Origin of the sequence: Brevundimonas sp., from assembly GCF_031082345.1 — a bacterium.
Taxonomy (GTDB): domain Bacteria; phylum Pseudomonadota; class Alphaproteobacteria; order Caulobacterales; family Caulobacteraceae; genus Brevundimonas.
In genome coordinates this window covers 1-17,641 of record NZ_JAVHLH010000030.1, presented here as the reverse complement: position 1 = coordinate 17,641, position 17,641 = coordinate 1, and the positions used below count along the sequence as shown (strand labels likewise).

The window sequence follows — 17,641 nt, the reverse complement described above, 5'->3', positions numbered from 1 at the left end:
CGGACATGTCCACGGCGGGGGGCGAGTTGATTACTCCTGAGCCACACCGCGACGCATTGCCGAAGCTATAAGCGGCGCCGCTACGATCCCAACCACCACCAAGCCGGCGAACCACAAGCGGTTAAGCTCGGTCCATGGCGCACGTTCCATGGTATTGATCCACGCCAGAAGATTCAGCGCCGCCCCAACGATGGTGATGGGCCAGGCACGCATCAGGCCGTTGGCCACCGAGCGGTAGGGGTGCGTCCGTGATAACAGGGCGGTCAGGAACAAGGGGACGGCTATCATCAGCTCTCCGACCTTGTGTTGCACCGTCGCGTTGGAAATGATCGCGACCGGGCCGCCGGATGCAGCCTCGACGACCGCGAGGTAGAGCATCCATCCGAGCAAGGCCCCCGCCAAGACACCGACCGCAGCCATGAACCAGAAGTTGAGCTTTGTCTTGGTCATTCTTCCCCCGCGATGCCCAAGGGAGCACACCGGAAAATGTCTGGTCAACACTTGCACAGGATGATGGGGCCCGCGCAGGCTCTTGGGATGAACCTTCCCCAACCCGAGCCACTGGGCGCAGAAGACCACTGGGCCGCCTGGACCCGATTGGTGCGTCTGTTCCCCACCTCAAGTCTGCCATTCAGCGCTTACACCACACCCGGCGGTTCCCGCTTTGCGGGCGTCGATCTACTGCGCGGGATCCGGGCGAACCAATCTTCCGCTGAGGCCGCTCAGCTGCTGGCTCCCCTCAGCCCGGACACTTTCAATCGTGTGGGGGTCATGGCGGCTTTGAATGCGTCAAGGCAGGAGCAGGCTTTCAAGGGACTGGCGCTGGCCTATCTGACCGTGCCCGTCACCCTCTTGGCCGCCTGGGCGCAAATCGTGCCGGGCTATGTCGATCGGTGGCTGGCGGCCAACGCGCTCGGGGCGTCCATCGTTGCGCTTTCGCTGATCGGTGTCGGCGCGCTTCAGTTCTTCGGATGGTGGCGCTCGCGCCAAATCGTAGCAGTCTTGGCCCTTATCGCCCTCGACCGAGCGGCCGCCGGTCAGACGTCTTCCCCTCAAGTCTCGGCGCCAGTAACCGGGAATGCCTCCAAGCCTGGCCGGCGACGACGGTCTTCTTAACGTCGCGGATGCGCCACAAGGGGACGTTGGCGCACTGCCAGAAAGCGGACGCTCTGAAAGTCGCTCAAGAGTCAGAAATGGACTCTGAAGCTCGGGGGGCTTTCAACGTCCGCAATGGGTCGAAAGCGGCCCCACGCCCGGCGCCTGAAAGCAGACCTTCCACGCCCCCGTCCCTCCTCGTCCCGCCCTATCCCTGCGTCGCGTTATGCGGTCCCCGATCCCGCGGATTTCGTCCGAAGGCCTGTTCGCAGAGCGAGCGGCCGAATTCCTCCGAGGCCATCATCTGGCGGTCGCCGAGCAGGCCGGCCAGCCTTCCGCCGGCGGTGGTCGCCACGGTGATGGGGAAGCGGCCGACGACGAGATTGCCCCGGCGCGGATCGACGAACTCGACGGTTCCCTCGAGGGTGTGCATGCCCCGGCCGTTCAGCAGCATGTCGAGACGGCCGGCGCGGTCGAGGCGGTCGACGTGGATGCGGACGTCGATGGGGGCGGTGCCGTACATGCAGCGGCTCAGCTCCTCGCGGACCTCTTCGGAGAAGGTGTCGGAGAAATCCTCCTCCGCATCCAGCCAGGCGCTGGACATGGTGATGGAGCCGACCTGGGCGGTCTCCTGCAGGCCCGGCGGCAGGTCCATCGGCGGGCCGCCCTCGATGACGGGCGCGCAGGCCGAGACGGCGACAAGGGCGGCGACGGCCGCGGCGGCGAATACGGACTTCATGAAGGGCCTCTGTGGTTCCAGTGACGCTTAAGCCGTGGCCCCGGTGAACGCCGGATGAACCACGTTCGTCGGCGGATGAAATCTCTGTAATCCTCCGCCCGGCCGCATGCGACCGCTTCTGACGCACCCATCCGTCATACTGATCCTGCGGTCGGGGAAAGGCCCGCCGGCGTCGATCGAGTCTACTCTGTCGGTGTCAATAAAATCAGGTGGTTGGGCCGGAATGGGTCGACTCGGTAGACTCCATCCACTGTGTTTTTCCGGCGGGGCGCCGTCTACCTCAGCGCCCGAACACCTCGACCCCGATCTCGCCGTCGGGGGTCAGCCAGGCCCGCTTCATGCCCTGGCTGTTGAACGGCGCCGCGATATTGCCGTCGCGGTCCAGCGCGATCAGGCCGCCGTCGCCGCCCATGGCGCCGATCTCGTCGATGACGGCGCGGCCGGCCTCGGCCAGGCTCTGGCCCGCGCCGACGCGCCAGCCGATCTGGGCGCAGGCGGCGATGCGGATGTAGTATTCGCCCTGCCCCGTCGCGGAGACCGCGACCCGGCCGTCGGCCCAGCTGCCGGCGCCGGGGATGGGGCTGTCGCCGACCCGGCCCGGCATCTTGCCGAACACCCCGGCGGTCGAGGTGGCGGCGGCCAGCCGGCCCTCGCGGTCCAGCACGCAGCAGCCGACCGTGCCGTGGCTCAGCGTTCCGGGCGGGTGGTTGTCCTCGCCCTGTCCGGCGTGTGTGAACCAGGCGGTCTCGTCGCCGATCGGCTCCAGACCCTGGTCGAGGGCGAACAGGGACGCGCCCTCGCCGGCCAGCATCACATGGGGGGTGCGATCCATCACGGCGCGGGCGGCGACAACGGGGTTGCGGAACCCCTGCAGGGCGGCCACGGCGCCGGCCCGGCGGGTGGCGCCGTCCATCAGGCTGGCGTCCAGCTCATAGGCCCCGGCCAGATTAGGCGAGGCCCCGCGCCCGGCGACGTACAGACCCGAGTCCTCGAGCATGACCGTCGCCTCGACCGCCACGTCCAGCGCGCTCCCACCCGCGTCCAGCCGCGCCTTCATGGCCTCGACCACCGCGCGCATATGCGCGACCTCGCGGTCGTAGTCGCGCTCGCGCCGGGCGCCCGCGCCGCCGTGGAGGATGAGGGCCGTCATTCGGGGTCGTCTCCTGTTCGCCCCTTTTCAACGGGCGTGGGGCTGCTTAGCGTTCCCTCGATGCGAGCGCCACGGGGGCGAGCGCCTCCTCTCCCCGGGAAACCCACCATGCGCGCAGTTCTGTCTACCGCCCCCGGCGGCCCCGAAACTCTCGTCGTCGAGGAGGTGCTCGATCCGACGCCGGGCAAGGGCGAGGTGGTGATCGAGGTCCGGGCCGTGGGCGTCAACTTCCCCGACACCCTGATCATCGAGGACAAATACCAGTTCAAGCCGCAGCGGCCCTTCTCGCCCGGCGGCGAGGTCGCGGGCGTGGTCGAGGCGCTGGGCGAGGGGGTGACCAACGTCCGCAAGGGCGACCGGGTCATCGCCGTGCCCGGCTGGGGCGGCATGGTCGAGCGTCTGGCCGTGCCCGCCGCCTCGGTGATGAAGATCCCGGACGAGATGGATTTCGAGACCGCCGCCGCCCTCGTCATGACCTATGGGACCTCCTACTACGCCCTCAAGGACCGGGCCGGGCTGAAGGCCGGCGAGAGCCTGCTGGTGCTGGGCGCCGCCGGCGGGGTCGGGGTGGCCGCGGTCGAGCTGGGCAAGGCCATGGGGGCCCATGTCATCGCCGCCGCCTCGACCAATGACAAGGTCCAGTTCGCCCTCGACGCCGGGGCCGACAACGGCCTGATCTATCCCACCGGCAAGATGGACAAGGCGGCCCAGAAGGAGCTGTCGGGCGAGTTCAAACTGGCCTCGGGCCGCGACGGCGCCGACGTCGTCTATGACGCGGTCGGCGGCGACTATTGTGAGCCGGCGCTGCGGGCCATGGACTGGAACGGCCGCTATCTGGTGGTCGGCTTCCCGGCCGGCATTCCGTCGCTGCCGCTGAACCTGACCCTGCTGAAGTCGGTTTCGGTGATCGGGGTGTTCTGGGGCGCGGCGGTGATGCGCGATCCGGCCGCCCACGCCGCCAATATGGCCGACCTGTTCCGCTTCTGGAGCGAGGGCAAGATCCGGCCCCGCGTCAGCCGGACCTTCCCGCTGGAGCGCGCCCACGAGGCCATCCAGGCGCTCGGCGACCGCGCGGTGATGGGCAAGGTGGTGGTGACGGTCGAGAGCTAGTCCTGGCGCAGCCGCTCCAGCGCCTCGGCCGCCTGGTCCCTGTGCCGGCGCTTGATATTGGCGCCCAGGGTGGCGATCAGGGCGCCGATGACGGCGGCGTCGTCGGTGAAGCCGATGCCGGCGAAGATGTCCGGAATGGCGTCGATGGGCAGGACGAAATAGGCCAGCGCCCCCAGCATCAGCCCCTTGGCCGCCGTCGGCGTCTCGGGATCGCGGGCCGCGAACCAGACCGACAGGGCCTGTCCGGCGAAGGGGATTTTCGAGGCCGTGCGCCGGATCTTGGGCCAGAAACCCTTGCTGACCCGAACCTCGTTGACCCGCTGCACCGAGGGCGTGAGGGCGCGCGACGGGTCCAGCGCCTCTTCGGGCGTGACGTGTTTGGCTTTGGCAGACATGGCGGCTAAACCCCCGGCCGAAACTCAGGTTCAGACAAGATAGGGACTCCCGCCATGAAACTCGACAGCAGCATCGCCGCAGTGGTCACCGGCGGGGCTTCCGGCCTCGGCGAAGGCACCGCCCGGGCCATCGCCGCCACGGGCGCCAGGGTCGCCCTGTTCGATCTCAACGAGGAGGCCGGCGAGCGCATCGCGGCCGAGATCGGCGGCGTCTTCTGCAAGGTCGACGTGACCGAAGACGCCAGCGTGGCGGCCGCCTTCGAAAAGGCCCGCGCCGCCCACGGCCAGGAGCGGCTGACCGTCAACTGCGCCGGCATCGCCACGGGCCAGAAGACCGTCTCGCGCAAGAAGGACACCGGCGAGATCCGCGCCCACGACATGGCCCAGTTCGAACGCACCGTGCGGGTCAATCTGTTCGGCACTTTCCGCGTGCTGTCGCAGTCGGCGGCCGGCATGGTGACGCTGGAGCCCATGGCCGACGGCGAGCGGGGCCTGATCGTCAACACCGCCTCGGTGGCGGCCCAGGACGGCCAGATCGGCCAGGCGGCCTATTCGGCCTCCAAGGGCGGCGTCTACGCCATGACCCTGCCGGTCGCGCGCGACCTCGCCCAGGAGGGGATCCGCTGCAACACCATCCTGCCCGGCATCATGTGGACGCCGATGATGGCCGGCATGGACCAGAAGATCCAGGACGCCCTCGCCGCCGCCATCCCCTTCCCCAGCCGCCTCGGCACGCCCGCCGACTACGCCTCGCTGGTGCTGGAGCTGGCCCGCAACGTCTACATCAACGGCGAATGCATCCGGCTCGACGGGGCAATTCGCCTCGCGCCTCGTTGAGGCGCGAGGGGGCGCTATCGCTCGCGACGCGGTCGCTCGCTGCTTGAGCGCGGAATTCCGCGAGAAGGGCTTGCGGGGGGTCGTAACTGTCCGCTATACGCCCGCCCTCGACTGAAGCGCGGGCGTAGCTCAGGGGTAGAGCATCACCTTGCCAAGGTGAGGGTCGGGCGTTCGAATCGCCTCGCCCGCTCCAGTCGAAACGAAGAAGGCTCGGCTCCGGCCGGGCCTTTCTTGTTTTCGGAGCCACGGGCCTCCCCAGATTGCCAAGGTGAGGGTCGGGCGTTCGAATCGCCTCGCCCGCTCCAGTCGAAGCGAAGAAGGCTCGGCTCCGGCCGGGCCTTTCTTGTTTTCGGAGCCATGGGCCTCCGTCAGCGGTGTTGAGGGACGCCGTCCGGAGGGTTACCAACGGGCATGGCTCCCAATGCTCCGCCTCTCCAGCTGCTTCAGTCCGCGGTCGCCGCCTACCGCGCGGGCGACTGGGCGGCCGCGCGGGCCCGGCTCGAAGAAGCCACGGCCGGCGGCGCCGGCGCCGATGCCGACGCCTGGGCCCTGCTGGCCGCGAGCTGCGTCCGCCTTGGCGACCATGCGGCGGCCGAGACGGCGGCGGACCGGGCGCTGGTCCTCAACGCCCGCAGCCTGCGCGGCGCGCTGGCCAAGGCGGATGCGCTGGCCGCGCGGGACGCGAACCGCGAGGCCAGCTTCTATTTCAACGCCTTCGTCAGACTCGCGGGAGAGGCGCCGTCCCTGCCGCCGGACCTGTCCGAGGGATTGCGGCGGGCCCGCGCCGCCCAGGACCGCATCGCCGCCGGCATGCAGGCCCTGATCAATGGAGAACTGGAGGAGGCGGGCTATTCCGCCGGGACGTCGGACCGGCGCTTCACCCACGCGCTCGACATCCTGACGGGACGCAAGCAGCCCTACCTGCAGCAGCCGCAGGCCTTCTATTATCCGGAACTGCCCAACATCCAGTTCTATCCGCGCGAGCAGTTTCCGTGGATGGACGCGGTCGAGGCGGCCACGGACGCGATGACGGCGGAGCTGAACGCCGTGCTGGAGGACCAGTCGGCCTTCGCCCCCTATCTGAAGACCCAGCCCGGCATGCCGAGCCGACCCGACTATCCGCTCATCGACAGCATGGACTGGAGCAGCTGCTTCCTGTCGAAGGACGGCCAGGAGACGCCCAACGCCGCGCGCTGTCCGCAGACCATGGCGGCGCTGAAGGACGCGCCGCTATGCCGGGTCAGGGGCCGGTCGCCGCAGATCATGTTCTCGCAGCTCAAGGCCGGGGCGCACATCCAGCCGCACACCGGTTTCGTCAACACCCGGCTGACCTGCCACCTCCCGCTGGTCGTGCCGCCGAACTGCCAGTTCCGCGTCGGCAACGAGGTGCGGTCGTGGGCGCGCGGTCGGTGCTGGGCCTTCGACGACACCATCGAACACGAGGCGAAGAATGGCAGCGACCGCGCCCGGGTGGTGCTGATCTTCGATATCTGGCGCCCCGAGCTGAGCGAGGAGGAGCGGACCCTGGTCGCCACCCTGCTGGAGGCGATCGACGCCTATTCGCCACAGGCCGCGACCTGGGACTGAACGCCGACGTTGCTCCGGCGCAGCAAATCGATCACCGTTCGTCCAGACTGCGGAGGGCGGGGCGATGGGCGACGGAACGACGGCGGGCGGGCGGTTCACGCCCGCGGAGGCGCAGCGGCTGGACGCCTTCGTGGACGCCGCCTTCGCCTTCGCGGTGTCGCTCCTGATCATCGCCGGCGGAGAGCCGCTGAGGTCGTTCGACGATCTGGTGCACGCGCTGATGCGCATTCCCGCCTTCCTGGCGGGGTTCGCGCTGATCATCCTGTTCTGGCTGGCCCATCGGTCGTGGTCGTCGTTGGGGCCGAGGCGGGACCGGATGGCGACGCTGCTGAGCCTGGCGGTGGTGTTCTCCGTGCTGGTGTTCGTGTTTCCGCTCAGGCTGCTGACAGAGACGGCGCTGCACTTCATGACAGGCGGGCTTTTGCCGGGCGGCGGCCTGATCGAAAGCTTCGGCCAGCTGGGCTGGATTTACGCCATCTACGGCTTCGGCTTCTCGATCCTGTCGGTGCTGTACGTCCTACTGTTCCGCCACGCCCGCGCCGGCCTGGCCGTCGACGATCCGCGCCGGCAGGCGGCGAGCGCCTGGGCCAGAACCTGGGCGCTGGCGGCCGTCACCGGCGTCGTGTCCGGCGGGTTCGCACTGAGCCCGGTCGTGCCGGCGGCGCCGTGGCTGCCCGGGGTCGTCTACTGGACCATGCCCATCGGCATCTGGATCTTCGCCGTCATGGACCGCCGGCGGATGCGACGGCTGGAGGCCGGCTGAGGCCGCCCGCGGTCATCTGACAAAGCTGTGGCTGGACGGGCCGGGGCCGCCGGTCTAGTCGCCTTGACGGGGAAACCGGACCATTCCGGTTCGCCGTTTGCAGGGTATCGCCCGAACGGCGCCGCGGGGCGCCAGAACGGGACAGTCGGGACGCATGTTTCTGGAAGGCCAGGTCAACTGGGTGTGGGTTCTGGGCGGCCTCGCGGCCGTCGGCTGGGTCATCGGCCTGATCGGCCTGTGGCTGGCCGCCACGAACCGGTCGCGGCACGTCAATGCCTCGGACCAGCTGGATCTGGTCCAGCGCGTGGCCGAGGATTCCCAGAAGCGGCTGTTCGAGACCCTGAACGCCATCCCCGTGGCTCTGGTCGAGACCGACCGCCAGGGCAAATTCGTGTTCGCCAACCGGGCCGCGCACCAGTTGCTGGGGCGGCGCGACGCCGAGCTGATCGGGTTGCGCTTCCACTCGGCCACCTGGGGCATCACCTTCCCCGACGGACGCCCCATTCCGCCGGATCTGCTGCCGAGCGCCCGGGCGCTTCGCGGCCAGACGGTCAAGGGCTTCCAGCATCTGCTGGCCAACCCCGCCTCGCGCCGCAAGATGCTGGTCTCGGTCACGGCCATGCCGATCGAGAACGAACTGGGCCAGATCACGGGCTCGACGGCCGCCCTCGTCGAGACCGAGGGGCTGATCACGCCTGAAGTCGTCGTCCCCGAGCAGACGGCCGCCGACGATGGGCTGACCCGGCGGGTGTTCGACGCCGCCGCCAGCGCCTTGGTGGTGGTCGGGCCGGACGGGCGGATCCGCGAGGCCAATCGCACGGCGCTGCTGGTGCTGGGCCGCGACACGGCCGACGGCGACTTCGTCGATCTGTTCCTGGACGAGGACGAGCGGGTCGAGGGCCGCCAGTCGCTGCGCGCCGGCCTCGCCGCTCCGGCCGGAGAGGCCGAGCCGATCGTGTCACGCCGGGGCGCCGCCGAGGGCATCCGCTGGTCGATGCTGCCGTTGACCGACGCCGACGGCCAGGTCGACGCCCTGCTGCTGGCCGGCGAACGGGCCGGGTCCGCCTCCGCCGCGGTCGAGATCCCCGAACCGGTCGAGCCGCCGCCCGGTCCGGACGCCGTGACAGACGAGACCCTGCGCGAAGAGGCGGAGGCCGCTCGCGCCGCCGCCGCGGTCGTGGCCGCGGACGGGATCGCGCCGACCGCGATCTGACCGCGGAAACGGCCCCCGAAGCCCGCGCCAGCAGCGAGGGCATGACGCTGGAAACGTCGCCGGACGCCCCGGCGGCGGTGCGGGTCGCTGACGAGGCCGAGGTGTCCCCTCCGCCCCCGGTCGAGGAGCCGAAGCGCCGCCGCGTTCGCCGCAAGGTGACCGCAGAGGCCGCGCCGGACATCGTGATTTCGGACGCCGAAGCGGTCGAAACGTCGACGCCGGAGCCCGTCGTCGAGCCGGAGCCCGTCGCCGAACCCGCCCCCGAACCCGCGCCGGCCGCTGAATCCGCCGAACCCGCCGCGCCCGAGGTCGACGTCGCCGCCCTGATCGCCGAGGATCCCAACCAGATCGTCGCACCGCCCGAGAAGCCCAAGCGCGGATGGTGGCGCCGTTGAATGGCCGCGATTAGATAGTGAGGATCGCGGCGGGGGCGTTCGACGGTATCGGGAGTACGCCATGAATTGGCTAACCAGACACGCCGCCCGCCTCATCGGGGCCACGGCCGCCGCCGGCCTGATGCTGGCGGCCGCCGCCCCCGCCGCGGCCCAGAGCGCCATCCGCGACACCGAGATCGAGACCATCATTCACGACTGGGCCGATCCGGTGTTCACGGGCATGGGGCTGGAGCCGTCCGAGGTCGAGATCCTGCTGATCAACGACGCCGACCTGAACGCCTTCGCCACGCGGGGGCGGATCATGGGCGTGAACACCGGCCTGATCCTGAGAACCCGCAGCCCCAATGAACTGCTGGGCGTCATCGCCCACGAGGCCGGACACATCCGCAATCGCCACACCCTGCGCGACGGCGCCCAGGACGCCGGCATGCAGCCGATGCTGATGACCATGGCCCTCGGCGCCCTGGCGATCGCCGCCGGCGCGCCGGACGCGGGCGCCGTGCTGCTGGGCAACAGCCAGTATTTCGGGACCCTGAGCGCCCTGCGCTACATGACCCATCAGGAGGGCGAGGCCGACAACACCGGCGCCCGGGCGCTGGAGGCCGCCGGCGAGTCGGGCCGCGGCCTGGTCACCTTCTTCGAGAATTTCCGCTCCCAGGAGGTGTTCTCGGACGCCCGTCGCTATCCCTATTTCCGCAGCCACCCCCTGTCGTCGGACCGGATCGAGAACCTGCGCCGCTTCGTGGCCGAGCAGCCGAGCTACGGGCGCCACGACAGTCCTGAACGGATGGCCCAGCACGCCCTGGTCCTCGCCAAGATCCACGCCTTCATGGACCATCCGCGCGAGACCCTGAGCGCCTATCCGGAGACCGACACCGCCCTGCCCGCCCGCTACGCCCGCGCCATCGCCTGGTACCGGGACGGCCAGACGGATCGGGCGCTGGCTGCGGTCGACGTCCTGCTCGCCGAGCAGCCGGAGAACCCGTATTTCTGGGAGCTGAAGGGCCAGATCCTGTTCGAGGAAGGTCGCCCGGAGGAAGCCATCGAAGCGCACCAGCGCTCGGTCGACATCCTGCCGTCCGCCCCCCTGCTGCGCATCAATCTCGGTCATGCGCTGATCGAGACCCGCGATCCGGCCCGGCTGGATGCGGCGGTTGATCACCTGAAGCGGGCGGCCGCGCTGGAGAGGGACAACGGCATGGCCTGGCGCCTGCTGGCCCAGGCCTACGCCAGCCAGGGCAAGGAGGGCGAGGCCCGCCTGGCCTCGGCGGAGATGTATTTCGCCGTGGGCGCCGAACGGCAGGCTACGCAGTTCGCCCTGCGCGCCCGCGACATGCTGGAGCCCGGCACGGCCGAATGGACCCGCGCCATGGACATCGTCTTCGCCTCGGGGGCCACCCAGGACGACGTGGACGACCTCGACCGCCGAAACGCGCGCCGGGCCCCGGGCGTCATCCCGGCCGGCGGCTGAACCCTTCTCGAGAGCCTGAATGACCGAAACACCCGATCCTGCGCCCGCGCCCTCCCGGTTCGGCGGCCTTTTGTCCGGAGGCCGGACCGGCCTGGCCGCGCTGGCCGTCTCCGTGTTGGCGTTGATTATCGCGCTCGCCCCCTACGCCACGGGGACGGATTTCGGGTCGCGCGTCCGGACCTATCTGATCCAGAATCCGGAGGTGCTCCAGGAGGTCAGCGACGCTCTGAACCAGAAGGCGCAACAGCAGCAGATCGTCGACAGCCGCCAGAAGGCCGCCGAGATCACCGCCCGCGTCGCGGCCAATCCGGGCCTGCTCGCCGTCGACAGCCGGGACGCCGCCTTCGGGCCCGCCGACGCCAAGGTCACGGTGATCGAGTATTTCGACTTCCGCTGCCCGGGCTGCAAGGCGACCGCGCCAGAGGTGCTGCGGATCATGCAGGCTCATCCGGACGTGCGCTTCGTATTCAAGGAATGGCCCATCCTCGACGGCCCGACCAACGGCGTGTCCCACTACGCCGCCCGCGCCGCCCAGGCCGCCCACCGCCAGGGCAAATATCTGCCGGTCTTCCGGGCCCTGATGGCCGAACCGGCCCTGTCGGAGCCGGCGGTCGACGCCATCCTTCAGGCCAATGGCGTATCCATGCCGCAGGCCGAGACGGCCATGGCGGGCTCCGAGATCGCCAGCCATCTGGCGGACATGCAGACCTCGGCCATGGCCATGGGCCTCGTGGGCACCCCGACCTTCTTCGTCAACGGCAAGGCCATGGAGTCGATCGAACCCGCGGCGCTGGAGAGCGAAATCCGCGAGGCCAAGGCCCGCTGAGCCGGGCCCGCCGTCAGGCGAGCTTCAGGCTCATCGCGCCGCCGACCCATTCGAGCCGCGAGCGGCGCTCCGCCTCCGCCGCCGCGACGGGATTCCCGAGCGCCGTCTCGGCCTGGGCCAGGACGAAATGGCTGTACGGGTCGTTCGGCCAGTCCTCCAGCAACTCCAGCACCTTGGCGCGCGCGCCGGAGACGTCGCCCGAGGCCAGCATCGCCGCCGCGAGGCTGCGCCGGGTCGGGTACCAGATCGCCGGCGGGTCACCGCCCTCCTCGCCCATGCCCTGGATCTCCGCCGCCCGGCCAAAGGCCGCCATCGCCGCGGCGTGGTCGCCGTCGATCATCGCCGCCCGACCCTCCAGCACCCGCTGGGACAGTTCGGTGAAGCCCCGTCGGCGCTCCTGCATCGGCCCGGCCGCGAACGACTCATCCTCGCGCAGTTCCGCAATGGCGGCCGCCTCGGCCCGCACGGCGTCGGCGTCCCCCGCCCGCGCCGCCGCCTCGCCTCGGGCGTAGCGCCAGCTGATCCGCAGCATCGGGTGGCTGGCCGGCGGTTCCTTCAGCCCTGCGACCCGCTCCGCGTCGGCGAACCGGCCGTAGACGGCGTAGGCGTTGTTGGCCGTCATCTGACGCCACAGATTGTCGGCCGGAATGTCCGGAAAGACGTCCAGGAACCATTCGGCCAGCTTCAGTCCCTCGACGTCCCCCCCGGCCATCAGGGCCCCGCCCATGCCGAAATGAATGTTGTGGCCGTGCAGCGGCATGCCCGGCACCCCGCCCGGCGGTCGCGCCAGCTCATCGTAGCGGCGGTCCAGCGCCACGGCGGCGACATTGGACATCATCGCGTCCCGGTAGCGCCCGACCCGGTAGAAGGTGTGCGACGGCATGTGCACCAGATGGCTGGCCCCCGGCGCCAGCGTCGCCAGCCGCTCGCCGTAGGGAATGGCCTTGTGCGGGTCGTCCGACCATTCGGTCAGGTGGATATAGAGGTGGATGGCGCCGGGATCATCGGGAGCGCGGGCCAGCGCCTGCTCGAGAATCTGCATCGCCCGCGTGATCCCGGGATCGGCCGCCTTGCCGTCGTCGTCCCACCACTCGTCGGCGTTCAGCATCCAGGCGTCGGCCGCGATCGCGGCAACGGAGACGTCGGCCGGATTCCGCCGGGCGATCCGGTCCATGGCCGTGGCGAAACGTCGGGCCCGTGACGACTCCCGGCCCGAATAGCGCTGCACCAGGGCGTCGATCATCTGGCGCTGCATGGGCGTGGCCCGCCGCGCCAGTCGTCGGGCGTCGCGCGCGGCCTTCAGCGCGGCGAGCCGGGTTTCCTCGTCGCCGCCGCCTCCGTTGAGGTTCGGCCCCATGGCCCAGGCCTCGCCCCAGGCGCACAGGGCGCAGGCGGGGTCCAGCAGGCGGGCCTTGCGGAAGGCGCGGACGGATTCACCGTGCTCGAACGCCCAGCGCAGGCGGACGCCGTGGTTGAACCAGGCCTGGGCCTCGGGATTGTTCGTGGCGATCTGGAAGCCGCCCGTGCCGAAGCCGTCGACCATGACCATCCCGGCCACCGGAGCGCCTGCCTCATCCCCCGCGGGGGGGCCGCAGACCGGCGGTCGTTCGATCAGGTCCCTGACGGCGCGGTCGGCGGTGGCGTCCGCGACAGCCGAGGGGCCGATCAGGATCGTGGCCATGGCCACGCCGCACATCAGAAAGCCGCGCATCCCGGAAATCTCCCCTGTCCCCAGACGATAGTGACCGAACCACAGGGCGAGGCCAAGCGGCGCTTCTCCCCACCAGCGGATCAGCCCATACTTCCCCGTTCATGCCCATCCGCCGCCTTCCCCCCGAAACCGTCAATCGCATCGCCGCCGGCGAGGTGGTCGAACGCCCGGCCAGCGCCATCAAGGAGCTGGTCGAGAACGCGCTGGATGCCGGCGCCACGCGGATCGAGGTCCAGGCTGACGGCGGCGGCCTGACCCGCATCCTGATCGCCGACGACGGTCACGGCATGGCCCCCGACCAGCTGGCACTCGCGGTCGAACGCCACGCCACCTCCAAGCTGGAGCCCGACGACGCCGGCGACGTCGACCTGCTGCGCATCTCGACCCTCGGCTTCCGCGGCGAGGCCCTGCCCTCGATCGGCTCGGTGGCCCGCCTGACCATCACCAGTCGCCCGCGAGACGGCGGCGAAGCGCATCAGATCACCGTCGAGGGCGGCGACCAGCGCCCGGTCGCCCCCGCCGGCTTCCCCGGCCCGCACGGCGCCCGCGTCGAGGTCCGCGACCTGTTCTACGCCACCCCCGCCCGGCTCAAATTCATGAAGTCCGAGCGGGCCGAGGCCATGGCCATCTCGGAAGAGATCAAACGTCAGGCCATGGCTCACGAGACCGTGGCCTTCACCCTCGACCTCGACGGCAAAACCACCCTGCGCCTGCCCGCCGAACACCCCGGCGACCAGGGGCGGCTGAAGCGTCTCGCCGCCCTGCTGGGCCGCGACTTCGAGGCCAACGCCCTGCTGATCGATCAGGCGCGCGACGGCGTGCGCCTGAGCGGCTACGCGGGCCTGCCAACCTACAGCCGCGGCAACGCCGGCCACCAGTATCTGTTCGTCAACGGCCGCCCGGTGAAGGACCGGTTGCTGCAGGGCGCCCTGCGCGGCGCCTACGCCGATTTCCTCGCCCGCGACCGGCACCCGGCGGCGGTGCTGTTCCTCGAGGTCGACCCGCTTTACGTCGACGTCAACGTCCACCCGGCCAAGGCCGAGGTCCGTTTCCGCGATCCGCAGATGGTGCGCGGCCTGATCGTCGGGGCGCTGCGGCATGCCCTCGCCGCCGCCGGCCACCGCGCCTCGACCACCGTCGCCGCGGGCGCCCTCGCCGGCTTCCGCCCCCATGCCGGCGTCGGCTCCGGCCCCGCCTTCAGCCCGTCCTCGCCCTCGGCCCAGGGCTGGAGCGGCTGGCAGGGCTGGGCGGGATCCGCGACCGCCGCGGCCCAGCTGATCCCCGGCCTGAATGAGCGGTCCGCCCGCGTCGAGAGCCCCGATCCCGCCGGCGATCAATCGTTGATTCATGATGAATCCGGGACCGTCTTCGACCCGCTGGACTATCCTCTCGGCGCCGCCCGGGCCCAGCTGCACGGCACCTATATCGTCGCCCAGACCCGCGACGGCCTCGTCGTCGTCGACCAGCACGCCGCCCACGAGCGCCTCGTCTACGAGCGGATGAAGGCCCAGATGGCCGCAGGTTCGGTGACCCGCCAGGCCCTGCTCACCCCCGAGGTGGTCGAGCTCGATCCGGCCGAGGCCGAGCGCGTCTCGGCCCGCGTCGACGAACTGGCCCAGCTCGGCCTGATCGTCGAACCGTTCGGCGCCGGGGCGGTGCTGGTGCGCGAGACCCCCGCCCTGCTGGGCGACACCGATGTGCAGGGCCTGATCCGCGACATCGCCGACGACCTCGCCGAACACGGCGCGGCCCTGGCCCTCAGCGAACGGCTCGGCGAGGTCTGCGGCACCATGGCCTGCCACGGCAGCGTCCGCGCCGGCCGCGTCCTCTCCGCCCCCGAGATGAACGCCCTGCTCCGCCAGATGGAGGCCACTCCCCACTCCGGCCAGTGCAACCACGGCCGCCCGACCTATGTCGAGCTCAAGCTGGCCGACCTCGAAAAGCTGTTCGGACGGCGATGACCGCTCCCGGCAAATCGCGCGGCGCCGGGCGAAGGCGCAATTTAACTCTTACATAAATTTAACTCCCAGAACGTTTAAGTCTCACCTAAACGACCGAGACCTCGATCTGGAGACCCGCCATGTTCCGCCGCGCCCTCTTTCTCTCCGCCGCCCTGACGCTGACCGCCGGCCCGGCGCTCGCCCAGACGCTCGCGCCCGTCCCTGTCCGCACGATCGATCCGACAGCGGACGACCTGTCCGATCTTGAAGCCCTGGGTCGAGACATCGGCGACGCCCGCATCGTCATCTTGGGCGAACAGACTCACGGCGACGGTTCGACCTTCATCGCGAAGGCCCGCGTGGTCCGATATCTCCACGAACGTCTCGGCTTCGACGTCCTGGCCTTCGAGGGCGGCATGGTCGGCCTGGACGCCGCCCGACAGCGCATCGCCGCGGGCGAGACCCCGGGCGCGGTCCTGCCGGACGCCATCCTGCCGGTCTGGAGCCGCAGCGATCAATTCGCGCCCCTGTCCAGCTATCTCGACCGCGCCGCCGCCTCGGGCGATCCGCTGATCCTGGCCGGCGTGGACATGCAGGAGGTGATGCCGGCCAGCCGCAACCTGCCGGGTCAGGTGAGGGAGCTGGCTACGCGCCTGCCCTCGGCCGCGGAGCCGATGGAGAGGATCGCCGCCGTGCTGGACATCCAGCAAGCCCGCGACCGCGAGGCCTTCGCCCGCATCGACCTCACCCTGTTCGAGACCGACATGGCCGCCGCCCGCGCCGCCGTCTCGGCCCTGCCCGATCCGGCCGAGGCCGCACACTGGTCCCAGACGTTGCAGAGCGTCGGGACCTTCATCGTCTTCTTCAAACGGATCGGCGAGAACAACCCGGCCGTCTTCAATCTGCGCGACGAACAGATGGCCTCCAACCTCCGCTGGCTGGCCGACGTCGGCTGGCCCGGCCGCAAGATCATTGTCTGGGCCGCGACCTCCCACGCCCTGAAGGACCGGACCGTCATCGACCCGGCCGTCGACGGCGCCCGGGGCATGGTCCCGATGGGCCTCCACGCCGCCGAGGTCTTCGGCGATGACCTCTATGTCCTGGCCTTCACCGGCGGTGGCGGCCGGATCGGCAGCTGGGTGCGCCGCGACGCCACCGACGTCGGAACCCCGGCCGAGGGCAGCATCGAGGCCGAACTGGCGGCGACGGGTCACGCCTACGCCTTCAGCCCCCTGGCGCCGTCCGGCGAGCGCCGCGCATCATGGATGCTCGGGTTCCAGCCCATGCCCGCCTGGTGGGACCGCGCCGTCGACGGCGTCTTCTTCATCCGGGACATGGCCCCGACAACCTATCCTGCGGACGCGACTACGCCCTGAGAAACAGGACGCGCGCGGCGCCGTAGTGGCGCGCGTCCAGCCGTTCGTAGCCCGGCGTGTCGATCTCGGGCTCGTCCGATCCGCGCTCGAACACCACCACCGCGCCCGGCTTCAGCCAGTTCCCTTCCAGCAACCGGGCCAGCGTCTGCTCGCCCAGCCCCTTGCGGTAGGGCGGATCGAGGAAGGCCAGGTCGAAGGCCTCGCCGTCCGACCCTGGCCGCACGCCCAGATCCACGGCGCTGCGCCGGTGCACGCGCGTGCGGCCCATCACCCCATAGGCGTCGGCGTTCTCGCGGATGGCCCCACGGGCCTCGTCGTCGGTCTCCACGAACAGGGCGAAGGCCGCCCCCCGGCTAATGGCCTCGAAGCCCAGCGCCCCCGAGCCGGCGTACAGGTCGATGACCCGAAGCCCGTCCAGCGGTTCGGCCCAGGCCGCATGCTCCAGTACGTTGAACACCGCCTGACGGGCGCGGTCCGAGGTCGGACGCGTGCCCTGCCCGTCCGGCGCGACGATGCTGCGCCCCTTGAGGCTGCCGGCGACGATCCGCATTCAGTCGCCGCCCGCGAACTGGGCCAAGACCTCCGCGCCGGTCATCCGCACGCGGTCGCCGGCGAAATCGTAGTTGCCGGGCTTGGAGTCGATGAAGATCTCGCTGTCGAACGCAAAGACCGAAGGATCGTCGAACGCCTGCAACGAGACGGCGGTCATGCCGCCCGCCTTCAGGGTCCAGAACAGCGTCGAACCGCAGGTGCGGCAGAAGCTGCGGCTGGCCCAGTCCGACGACTCATAGGTCGCCACCGCCCCGGGGGTGGCCACCTCGACGCTGTCGCCACAATCGACGCCCAGATAGACGCCGCCCGTCCAACGGCGGCAGCTCTCGCAATGGCAGGCGTGCATGCCGTGCTTCGGAACCGCCGTGAAGGCGACGGCGCCGCACAGGCACCGGCCCGACAGGCGTTGGGGGGTGGTCGTCTCGGTCATTCTCGCCTCGCGTCCTAGGGCTTGCGGGGCCCACGCGGGCTGCCGCGACCG

The 17,641-nt window shown here is 70.4% G+C and carries 18 protein-coding genes and 1 tRNA gene; 12 read left to right on the top strand and 7 right to left on the bottom strand.

The genetic code is table 11. The annotated features are described in order from the left end of the window. Positions 1-30: 30 nt before the first annotated feature. Positions 31-450: a hypothetical protein gene (locus RDU12_RS03540; RefSeq protein ID WP_300291048.1), complete on the bottom strand. Its 420-nt coding sequence runs from the start codon at positions 448-450 to the stop codon at positions 31-33. Between the two features lie 87 nt (positions 451-537). Between RDU12_RS03540 and RDU12_RS03535 the strand changes: the two genes are divergently transcribed. Continuing rightward, entirely contained in the window at positions 538-1,116 is a 579-nt protein-coding gene (locus tag RDU12_RS03535) for a hypothetical protein (protein ID WP_308684108.1), read from the top strand. Positions 1,117-1,303: 187 nt separating this feature from the next. Here the strand turns inward: RDU12_RS03535 and RDU12_RS03530 are convergent, their stop codons facing one another. Together RDU12_RS03530 and RDU12_RS03525 are read right to left on the bottom strand one after the other, a co-directional pair. Then, positions 1,304-1,834 carry a hypothetical protein gene (locus tag RDU12_RS03530; RefSeq protein WP_300291044.1) on the bottom strand — a complete coding sequence of 177 codons (531 nt, stop codon included), beginning with the start codon at positions 1,832-1,834 and terminating at the stop codon, positions 1,304-1,306. 280 nt (positions 1,835-2,114) lie between these two features. After that, on the bottom strand, positions 2,115-2,984 hold the full coding sequence (locus RDU12_RS03525; protein WP_308684107.1) for an isoaspartyl peptidase/L-asparaginase: 870 nt from the start codon (positions 2,982-2,984) through the stop codon (positions 2,115-2,117). A gap of 108 nt (positions 2,985-3,092) precedes the next feature. Here RDU12_RS03525 and RDU12_RS03520 point away from each other — a divergent pair, with 108 nt between their 5' ends. Further along, positions 3,093-4,094 (top strand): NADPH:quinone oxidoreductase family protein, encoded by a 1,002-nt coding sequence (locus RDU12_RS03520; RefSeq protein WP_300292538.1) that lies wholly within the window; start codon positions 3,093-3,095, stop codon positions 4,092-4,094. Here the strand turns inward: RDU12_RS03520 and RDU12_RS03515 are convergent. Further along, positions 4,091-4,489 (bottom strand): YkvA family protein, encoded by a 399-nt coding sequence (locus RDU12_RS03515; RefSeq protein WP_300292539.1) that lies wholly within the window; start codon positions 4,487-4,489, stop codon positions 4,091-4,093. The two genes, RDU12_RS03520 and RDU12_RS03515, sit on opposite strands and share 4 nt — an antisense overlap. 54 nt (positions 4,490-4,543) lie before the next feature. Between RDU12_RS03515 and RDU12_RS03510 the strand changes: the two genes are divergently transcribed. The 8 genes from RDU12_RS03510 to RDU12_RS03475 all read left to right on the top strand — a co-directional run bounded on the left by RDU12_RS03510 (position 4,544) and on the right by RDU12_RS03475 (position 11,581). Beyond that, positions 4,544-5,326: an SDR family oxidoreductase gene (locus RDU12_RS03510; protein WP_300292540.1), complete on the top strand. Its 783-nt coding sequence runs from the start codon at positions 4,544-4,546 to the stop codon at positions 5,324-5,326. A gap of 118 nt (positions 5,327-5,444) precedes the next feature. Next, positions 5,445-5,519, top strand: a tRNA-Gly gene (locus RDU12_RS03505). Positions 5,520-5,737: 218 nt separating this feature from the next. Then, positions 5,738-6,913, top strand: coding sequence for an aspartyl/asparaginyl beta-hydroxylase domain-containing protein (locus tag RDU12_RS03500; RefSeq protein ID WP_308684106.1), 1,176 nt, complete (start codon positions 5,738-5,740; stop codon positions 6,911-6,913). Between the two features lie 64 nt (positions 6,914-6,977). Beyond that, the gene (locus RDU12_RS03495) at positions 6,978-7,676 is read left to right on the top strand and encodes a TMEM175 family protein (protein ID WP_300292867.1); all 699 of its coding nucleotides are present in this window, start codon (positions 6,978-6,980) and stop codon (positions 7,674-7,676) included. A 154-nt stretch (positions 7,677-7,830) separates the two neighbouring features. After that, positions 7,831-8,889: a PAS domain-containing protein gene (locus tag RDU12_RS03490; RefSeq protein WP_308684105.1), complete on the top strand. Its 1,059-nt coding sequence runs from the start codon at positions 7,831-7,833 to the stop codon at positions 8,887-8,889. Between the two features lie 41 nt (positions 8,890-8,930). Continuing rightward, positions 8,931-9,284 carry a hypothetical protein gene (locus RDU12_RS03485; RefSeq protein ID WP_300292485.1) on the top strand — a complete coding sequence of 118 codons (354 nt, stop codon included), beginning with the start codon at positions 8,931-8,933 and terminating at the stop codon, positions 9,282-9,284. 61 nt (positions 9,285-9,345) lie between these two features. Further along, the gene (locus tag RDU12_RS03480) at positions 9,346-10,755 is read left to right on the top strand and encodes a M48 family metalloprotease (RefSeq protein WP_300292487.1); all 1,410 of its coding nucleotides are present in this window, start codon (positions 9,346-9,348) and stop codon (positions 10,753-10,755) included. 19 nt (positions 10,756-10,774) lie between these two features. Beyond that, positions 10,775-11,581, top strand: coding sequence for a thioredoxin domain-containing protein (locus RDU12_RS03475; RefSeq protein ID WP_300292489.1), 807 nt, complete (start codon positions 10,775-10,777; stop codon positions 11,579-11,581). A 13-nt stretch (positions 11,582-11,594) separates the two neighbouring features. Here the strand turns inward: RDU12_RS03475 and RDU12_RS03470 are convergent, their stop codons facing one another. Next, positions 11,595-13,292 carry a hypothetical protein gene (locus tag RDU12_RS03470; RefSeq protein ID WP_308684104.1) on the bottom strand — a complete coding sequence of 566 codons (1,698 nt, stop codon included), beginning with the start codon at positions 13,290-13,292 and terminating at the stop codon, positions 11,595-11,597. A gap of 101 nt (positions 13,293-13,393) precedes the next feature. Between RDU12_RS03470 and mutL the strand changes: the two genes are divergently transcribed. Next, positions 13,394-15,253 carry a DNA mismatch repair endonuclease MutL gene (gene mutL, locus RDU12_RS03465; protein WP_308684103.1) on the top strand — a complete coding sequence of 620 codons (1,860 nt, stop codon included), beginning with the start codon at positions 13,394-13,396 and terminating at the stop codon, positions 15,251-15,253. A 119-nt stretch (positions 15,254-15,372) separates the two neighbouring features. Then, positions 15,373-16,608 carry an erythromycin esterase family protein gene (locus tag RDU12_RS03460; RefSeq protein ID WP_300292504.1) on the top strand — a complete coding sequence of 412 codons (1,236 nt, stop codon included), beginning with the start codon at positions 15,373-15,375 and terminating at the stop codon, positions 16,606-16,608. On the opposite strand, the gene rsmD is transcribed toward RDU12_RS03460, so the two are convergent. After that, complete coding sequence (gene rsmD / locus RDU12_RS03455; protein WP_300292502.1) at positions 16,598-17,158, bottom strand: 16S rRNA (guanine(966)-N(2))-methyltransferase RsmD; 561 nt, start codon at positions 17,156-17,158, stop codon at positions 16,598-16,600. The genes RDU12_RS03460 and rsmD overlap by 11 nt on opposite strands. After that, positions 17,159-17,590 carry a GFA family protein gene (locus tag RDU12_RS03450; protein ID WP_300292500.1) on the bottom strand — a complete coding sequence of 144 codons (432 nt, stop codon included), beginning with the start codon at positions 17,588-17,590 and terminating at the stop codon, positions 17,159-17,161. It abuts the gene before it with no gap. Between the last annotated feature and the right edge of the window lie 51 nt (positions 17,591-17,641).

Excerpts from the sequence above, each read along its gene's own strand:
- RDU12_RS03540 (WP_300291048.1), bottom strand. The coding sequence starts at position 450 with ATGACCAAGACAAAGCTCAACTTCTGGTTCATGGCTGCGGTCGGTGTC.
- RDU12_RS03535 (WP_308684108.1), top strand. The coding sequence starts at position 538 with ATGAACCTTCCCCAACCCGAGCCACTGGGCGCAGAAGACCACTGGGCC.
- RDU12_RS03530 (WP_300291044.1), bottom strand. The coding sequence starts at position 1,834 with ATGAAGTCCGTATTCGCCGCCGCGGCCGTCGCCGCCCTTGTCGCCGTC.
- RDU12_RS03525 (WP_308684107.1), bottom strand. The coding sequence starts at position 2,984 with ATGACGGCCCTCATCCTCCACGGCGGCGCGGGCGCCCGGCGCGAGCGC.
- RDU12_RS03520 (WP_300292538.1), top strand. The coding sequence starts at position 3,093 with ATGCGCGCAGTTCTGTCTACCGCCCCCGGCGGCCCCGAAACTCTCGTC.
- RDU12_RS03515 (WP_300292539.1), bottom strand. The coding sequence starts at position 4,489 with ATGTCTGCCAAAGCCAAACACGTCACGCCCGAAGAGGCGCTGGACCCG.
- RDU12_RS03510 (WP_300292540.1), top strand. The coding sequence starts at position 4,544 with ATGAAACTCGACAGCAGCATCGCCGCAGTGGTCACCGGCGGGGCTTCC.
- RDU12_RS03500 (WP_308684106.1), top strand. The coding sequence starts at position 5,738 with ATGGCTCCCAATGCTCCGCCTCTCCAGCTGCTTCAGTCCGCGGTCGCC.
- RDU12_RS03495 (WP_300292867.1), top strand. The coding sequence starts at position 6,978 with ATGGGCGACGGAACGACGGCGGGCGGGCGGTTCACGCCCGCGGAGGCG.
- RDU12_RS03490 (WP_308684105.1), top strand. The coding sequence starts at position 7,831 with ATGTTTCTGGAAGGCCAGGTCAACTGGGTGTGGGTTCTGGGCGGCCTC.
- RDU12_RS03485 (WP_300292485.1), top strand. The coding sequence starts at position 8,931 with ATGACGCTGGAAACGTCGCCGGACGCCCCGGCGGCGGTGCGGGTCGCT.
- RDU12_RS03480 (WP_300292487.1), top strand. The coding sequence starts at position 9,346 with ATGAATTGGCTAACCAGACACGCCGCCCGCCTCATCGGGGCCACGGCC.
- RDU12_RS03475 (WP_300292489.1), top strand. The coding sequence starts at position 10,775 with ATGACCGAAACACCCGATCCTGCGCCCGCGCCCTCCCGGTTCGGCGGC.
- RDU12_RS03470 (WP_308684104.1), bottom strand. The coding sequence starts at position 13,292 with ATGCGCGGCTTTCTGATGTGCGGCGTGGCCATGGCCACGATCCTGATC.
- mutL (WP_308684103.1), top strand. The coding sequence starts at position 13,394 with ATGCCCATCCGCCGCCTTCCCCCCGAAACCGTCAATCGCATCGCCGCC.
- RDU12_RS03460 (WP_300292504.1), top strand. The coding sequence starts at position 15,373 with ATGTTCCGCCGCGCCCTCTTTCTCTCCGCCGCCCTGACGCTGACCGCC.
- rsmD (WP_300292502.1), bottom strand. The coding sequence starts at position 17,158 with ATGCGGATCGTCGCCGGCAGCCTCAAGGGGCGCAGCATCGTCGCGCCG.
- RDU12_RS03450 (WP_300292500.1), bottom strand. The coding sequence starts at position 17,590 with ATGACCGAGACGACCACCCCCCAACGCCTGTCGGGCCGGTGCCTGTGC.